The sequence below is a fragment of the Citrobacter sp. TBCS-14 genome (assembly GCF_005280805.1).
GTDB classification, from domain to species: domain Bacteria; phylum Pseudomonadota; class Gammaproteobacteria; order Enterobacterales; family Enterobacteriaceae; genus Citrobacter; species Citrobacter gillenii.
This window is the reverse complement of record NZ_SZWM01000787.1, coordinates 1-219: the sequence shown is the minus strand read 5'-3', so window position 1 is coordinate 219 and position 219 is coordinate 1. Positions and strand designations below refer to the sequence as shown.

1 protein-coding gene is annotated in these 219 nt (G+C 57.5%); it reads right to left on the bottom strand.

The annotated features are described in order from the left end of the window. Positions 1 to 219: glycogen/starch/alpha-glucan phosphorylase (locus tag FDX22_RS21325; RefSeq protein ID WP_146717738.1), on the bottom strand; the 219-nt coding region annotated here is incomplete at both ends.

Below are 219 nucleotides of genomic sequence, written 5' to 3'. Positions count from 1 at the left end.
ATGACGCACCGCCTGATTTACCAGCGGGTAATCGCAGTGTTGTTCCAGTTCGCTGAGCTGACTGAGATCGGTGCGCCAGGTACGGCCAATGTTCTCATCCAGCACATTGGAAAGCGCCGGATTCGCCAGCGCCAGCCAGCGACGCGGCGTCACGCCGTTGGTAACGTTGCAAAAACGGGTCGGGAAGATCTTCGCAAAGTCAGCAAACAGCGACTGTAC